The sequence below is a fragment of the Bradyrhizobium acaciae genome, assembly GCF_020889785.1.
In the GTDB taxonomy this organism is placed as follows: Bacteria; Pseudomonadota; Alphaproteobacteria; order Rhizobiales; family Xanthobacteraceae; genus Bradyrhizobium; species Bradyrhizobium acaciae.
Window position 1 is genome coordinate 1 of sequence record NZ_JACMYK010000270.1, and the last position, 3,500, is coordinate 3,500.

Below are 3,500 nucleotides of genomic sequence, written 5' to 3' on the forward strand. Positions count from 1 at the left end.
CGGGGGCCGAGAAGTCCGTGTCGAACAGGAATTTGGCGGGCGCGGCCATCAGTACACCAGCTCGTCGTCGGCGCGGTTCTTGGTCAGGGTGATCTCGCCGCGCGCGGCGAGGTCCTTGGCGAGGTTGACCAGCAGCGCCTGCGCCTCGTCGACGTCGCGCAGCCTGACCGGGCCCATCGCGGCCATGTCGTCCATCAGCATCTTGCCGGCGCGCGACGACATGTTGCCGAGGAAGAAGCTGCGCACCTCCTCATTGGCGCTCTTCAGCGCGACGCCGAGCTTGTCCTTGTCGATGTTGCGCATCAGGGTCTGGGCCGAGGCGGAATCGAGCTTGATCAGGTCGTCGAAGGTGAACATCAGCGCCTTGATCCGCTCGGCGGATTCGCGATTTTCCTCTTCCAGCGAGGTGATGAAGCGGGTCTCGGTCTGGCGGTCGAAATTGTTGAAGATCTCGGCCATCACCTCATGGGCGTCGCGGCGGCGGGTCTGCGACAGGTTCGACATGAACTCGGTGCGCAGCGTCTGCTCGACGCGCTCGATGACTTCCTTCTGCACCGCCTCCATCCGCAGCATGCGGCCGACCACGTCGAGCGCAATGTCCTCGGGCAGGATCGCGAGCACCCGCGCGGCGTGCTCCGGCTTCAGTTTCGACAGCACCACGGCGATGGTCTGCGGGTACTCGTTCTTGAGGTAGTTGGCGAGCACTTCTTCCTGCACGTTGGAGAGCTTCTCCCACATGTTGCGGCCGGCGGGGCCGCGGATCTCGTCCATGATGCCGGTGACGCGCTCGGCCGGCAAATATTGCTGCAGCAGCCGTTCGGTGGCGTCGAAATTGCCCATCAGTGCGCCGGACGCCGACATCCGCGAGACGAATTCCAGCATCAGGTCCTCGACCACGTCGGCCTCGACGGTACCGAGCGTCGACATATGGACCGACAGCTCGCGGACCTCCTCGTCGTCGAGCATCGACCAGATCTTGCCGCCATATTGCTCGCCGAGTGCGAGCATCAGGATCGCGGCGCGCTTTGGGCCCGGCAGCGGCTTGCCCTTGGGCCGGGCGCTTTGCCGGTTCGCCAGCGTCGAGAGGACGGTGGCGATGTCGTTGGCGTTGGTGGTCTGGGGTACGGCGGCCATGTCAGTTCTCTACCGGCTCGCTCAGCCATTGACGGACGATGGAGACGGTTTCGTTCGGATTGCGCTCGGCGAGCTCGCGACCCGGTGCACGGCCTGGGCGTGGACCTGGCCCTGGATCTGGGCGACGTCGATCAATTGCGCCGCGCCGTTGCCGCTCGGGATCAGCGCCTGGCCGGGCGTGCCGGCGCTCTCGGCATGGGCTTCGGCGAGTGCCGGCAGGCCGCTGCCTGCCAGCGACGGGATGACGTCGGCCGCAACGATGCGCTTGACCAGCGGGCGGACCACCATGAACAGCACGACCAGGCCGAGCATCATCATGACGCCGAGCTCGATGACGTACATCACGTCATCCTTGGTGAATTGCAGCATGCCGAGCAGGCCGGTGGGCTCGGTGATGGGCTGTGCGGTCGGCGGTTCGGCGAAGCGGAGGTTGACGACCTCGACCTGGTCGCCGCGCTTCTGGTCGAACCCGATCGCGGAGCGGACCAAGGCGGCGATGCGGTCGAGCTGCTCCTTGGTGCGGTCCTGGTAGACCATCTCGCCTTTTTCGTTCTTGGAATAGGCGCCGTCGACCAGCACCGCGACCGAGATGCGGTTGACCCGGCCGGCCTCGGTCACCTCGGTCTTGGTGGTGCGGGAAATCTCGTAATTGTTGGTTTCCTCGCTCTTCTTGCTCTGGTCGCGGGCGCGGGCGGCGTTGTCCTGGTTCTGGTTGCCCGGCAGCTCGTTGTTGACGGTGACCTGGCCGGAATTGTCGGCGGTGAGGCTGGATTCCTCGCGGGTCTGGGTCGAGCGCAGCACCCGGCCCTCGGGGTCGAACTTGTCCGAGGTCTGGGTGATCTTGTTGTAGTCGAAGTCGGCGGAGAGCTGGACGCGGGCGCGGCCGGCGCCGACCACCGAGGAGACGATGTCCTCGACCTGCTTGCGCATCCGCTTCTCGAAGGCGGCGCGGCGCTCGTCGCCGACCGCGGCATCGGCGTCGGACTGGGCGCCGTCGGCGAGCAGCTGGCCCGCCTCGTCGACGATCGAGACCCGCTGCGGCTTCAGCCCGTTGACCGCGGAGGCGACGACGTGGCGGATCGCCCGGATCTGCTGCGCCTCCAGCGTGCCGCGCACCCTGAGCACGATCGAGGCCGACGGCTCCGGCGTCTCGCGCGAGAACAGCGGCTTTTCCGGCAGCACGAGGTGGACGCGCGCGGCCTGGACGCGGTCGATGGCGCGGATGGTACGGGCGAGCTCGCCCTCCAGCGCCCGCAGATGATTGATGTTCTGGACGAAGCTCGTGGTGCCCAAGGCGTCCGATTTGTCGAAGATCTCGTAGCCGACGCCGCCGCCCTTGGGCATGCCGCCCTCGGCGAGCTTCATCCGAAGCCGCGTCACCTTGTCCTTCGGCACCATGATCGCGGCGCCGTCGCTGCGCAGCTCGAACGGGATCGCCTGGCGCTCCAGCTCCTTGATAATGGCTGAGGAATCCTCGGTCGACAGGTCGGTGAAGAGGGTGGTCATCTGCGGCGTGGTGACGCGCATGATGACGAAGGCGAAGAAACCGATCAGGGCTGCGGTGACCGCAACCATGGCCGCAAGGCGGGCCGCACCAAGACCTCTCAGGAAAGCAACCAGACTTTGCACCAACGGCCCCCAGGGATTCGGCCCACGCGGGTCCGACTGGGCAAATATTGCCTAGGGTATGGTTTCCATATGGTTAACGAAGGTTAAGAACCGCGGCAAAAACGCGGACATGAAAAAAACCGGCTTCGCAAAGCGAGGCCGGTTTTCTTCAAATGCACCTTTTAGAGCATGATCCGGAAAAGTGGGTACCGGTTTTCCGGTAAGATCATGCTTCAACAAGAGGCGAAACTTACTGCCGGTACTGCTGGATACGTGTGGTGCGCAGTCCGGCCAGACCATGCTGGTCGATCGAGAACTGCCAGGAAAGGAATTCATCGACGGTCAACGTGTAGCGGCTGCAGGCCTCCTCGAGGGAGAGCAGGCCGCCGCGAACCGCAGCGACAACTTCGGCCTTGCGGCGGATGACCCACCGTTTGGTACCGGGGGCCGGCAAATCCGCAATCGTTAACGGGCTGCCGTCAGGCCCGATGACGTATTTCACCCTCGGGCGATGGGGTTCTGTCATGGCGTACTCACAAACTCTCAACCACTGAACTCGCGAGTGGTAACCTACGCCCACCGGTTTAAAATTTGCCTAAGCCCAAGCGTTCAATACGAATCTCGTTGGAACGGCCGGGAACAGCGGGCCGGCGAGGGGCCGGGTTGGCTGCCGGACACCGCTTTCATCAGGCAGTGGAGCAAGCGGCACCCCTCTCCCTAACCCTCCCCCGCAAGGGGGGAGGGAACCCAACCGCCCG

Annotated in this window: 2 protein-coding genes and 1 pseudogene; all 3 read right to left on the minus strand. The window is 64.9% G+C overall.

Translation table 11 applies throughout. The annotated features are described in order from the left end of the window. Positions 1–48 precede the first annotated feature (48 nt). Positions 49–1,134 carry a flagellar motor switch protein FliG gene (gene fliG, locus H8A92_RS39985; protein WP_021077001.1) on the minus strand — a complete coding sequence of 362 codons (1,086 nt, stop codon included), beginning with the start codon at positions 1,132–1,134 and terminating at the stop codon, positions 49–51. Between the two features lies 1 nt (position 1,135). After that, positions 1,136–2,763: pseudogene (gene fliF / locus H8A92_RS39990) on the minus strand (flagellar basal-body MS-ring/collar protein FliF). Between the two features lie 229 nt (positions 2,764–2,992). Beyond that, complete coding sequence (gene sciP / locus H8A92_RS39995; RefSeq protein WP_002714638.1) at positions 2,993–3,268, minus strand: CtrA inhibitor SciP; 276 nt, start codon at positions 3,266–3,268, stop codon at positions 2,993–2,995. Positions 3,269–3,500: the final 232 nt, after the last annotated feature.

What these genes read in the sequence shown, in the direction of transcription:
- sciP (WP_002714638.1), bottom strand. Translation starts at nt 3,268, where the DNA reads ATGACAGAACCCCATCGCCCGAGGGTGAAATACGTCATCGGGCCTGAC.
- fliG (WP_021077001.1), bottom strand. Translation starts at nt 1,134, where the DNA reads ATGGCCGCCGTACCCCAGACCACCAACGCCAACGACATCGCCACCGTC.